The organism is Lonsdalea iberica (assembly GCF_002111585.1).
Taxonomy (GTDB): Bacteria; Pseudomonadota; Gammaproteobacteria; order Enterobacterales; family Enterobacteriaceae; genus Lonsdalea; species Lonsdalea iberica.
Map to the genome: position 1 here is coordinate 1 of NZ_LUTP01000097.1, position 1,925 is coordinate 1,925.

Genomic DNA, 1,925 nt, shown 5'->3' on the forward strand with positions numbered 1-1,925 from the left:
CATATGCCGTTCCTATTTACCAAGGAAATCGACTCATCCAGCCCTTATCTGTACAAGGCTGTGACCACCGGGCAGACCCTGAAATCTGCAGAATTCAAGTGGTACAAAATCAACGACGCAGGCCAGGAAGTGGAGTACTTCAACACCAAACTGGAAAACGTGAAGTTGGTCAGAGTGGCTCCGTTGATGTACGACATCAAAGATGCGTCCAAAGAGAAGCACAATCATTTGGAAACAATCGAACTGCGCTACGAAAAAATCACCTGGACCTATAAAGACGGCAACATCATTCATTCCGATGCGTGGAATGAACGCGCCACCGCCTAGTTTAACTGAAAGGCAGATTATATCTGCCTTTATTAGGAGCATATTTTGGATTATTTCGATTGTGCATCAATTGGGTATGACCCGACAGGCAAGTCACTGGCAACAAATACTGGTATACCTCAGCCGGCACAGCAGGCTGTTATTCCATCTGTCGTGGCTGAAAAAATAGCCCAAATACAAAGTGGAGCCGAGTTATCCATTAATGTCTGGAAGGACTCAATGGGTGTGATTTATATCCTGGATGGACAGCATCGCTTTGTGGCTGCGTGTATTGAAAAGAAAAAAATAAAGCTTAACTGGAAAAAAGTGGGGTTCCCCGGATTTCGCAACGGGTGGGGAGCGACAAAACACGAACAAGTTATTCCAGCAAAAGAAAGACTAAAGCGGAAATAGTATTTGATTGTTCAGTATGGGGTGTCTCAGTGGCACCGCATACTTCTGATGTTAAAAAACCTTATGCGCCTCGGTTAATGGCGAGGGGCGGTAGCGTGTCCAGGAACCAATAAAGAGAGAAACTCATGGAAAATCCAGCCATCCTGCTGCGACGTCTGAACCCTTACTGTGCTCGTGCGATGGAAGGGGCGGCTTTGCTCTGCCAGACCCGCGCCCATGCGGAAATTTTGCCGGAGCACTGGCTACTGAAGCTGCTCGAGCAGGGGGAAGGTGACCTGACGGTGCTGGCACGCCGCTACGAGTGGGACATGGATGCACTGTGGCAGGATTTGCTCGGCTGGCTGGATAATCAGCCGCGCTCGGTACGCAGTCGCCCGCAGTTATCCGCAGATATTCAGAAACTGCTGCAGGAAGCCTGGCTGATTGCTTCGCTTAATGGTGAGGAACAAATCCGCAGCATCCATCTGCTGATGGCGCTGGTTGATAAACCTAAACTGGCGCGCTGTGACGGTCTGTGGCCGCTGCTGACCCTCGGGCAGAGCCAGCTTGAGCGTCTTCGCCCGCTACTGGATGCACAATCTGATGAGCGCCCGGAGATGCAGCAGGAGGCAGAATTGGCCCAACAGGGAAGCGATGTCGAAATGGTCGGTCGTCCTGCTGGGGCAGAAGTGAAAGAGGGGGAGCTAAACCCGGCCCTGCAGAACGCGCTGGATAAGTTCACCCTCGATGTCACGGCCAAAGCCAGAGAGGGCAAGATTGACCCGGTCTTCGGCCGCGATACTGAAATCCGCCAGATGGTCGATATTCTCTCGCGCCGCCGCAAGAACAACCCGATCCTGGTCGGTGAACCGGGCGTCGGTAAAACCGCCCTGGTGGAAGGCCTGGCATTGCGGATTGCCGAGGGCAACGTCCCGGAATCCCTCAAGCCGGTCATCCTGCGCACCCTTGACCTCGGTCTGTTGCAGGCGGGCGCAGGCGTGAAAGGTGAGTTTGAACAGCGTCTGAAAAACGTGATTGATGCAGTCCAGCAGTCGCCGGTGCCTGTCCTGCTGTTTATTGACGAAGCCCACACCATCATCGGTGCCGGTAATCAGGCGGGGGGCGCGGATGCGGCTAACCTGTTGAAACCCGCTCTGGCACGTGGCGAACTACGCACCATCGCCGCGACGACCTGGTCCGAATACAAGCAGTATTTTGAGCGCGAC

Annotated in this window: 3 protein-coding genes; all 3 read left to right on the plus strand. The window is 53.5% G+C overall.

The window, feature by feature from the left end:
• A partial coding sequence (gene tssD, locus AU511_RS16730) for a type VI secretion system tube protein TssD (protein WP_094110350.1) occupies window positions 1-327 on the plus strand: 327 nt, incomplete at its 5' end.
• A gap of 45 nt (window positions 328-372) precedes the next feature.
• On the plus strand, window positions 373-720 hold the full coding sequence (locus AU511_RS16735; protein WP_094110351.1) for a hypothetical protein: 348 nt from the start codon (window positions 373-375) through the stop codon (window positions 718-720).
• Window positions 721-845: 125 nt separating this feature from the next.
• Window positions 846-1,925 (plus strand): Clp protease N-terminal domain-containing protein (locus AU511_RS16740; RefSeq protein WP_139829422.1); only part of this gene is annotated, 1,080 nt, incomplete at its 3' end.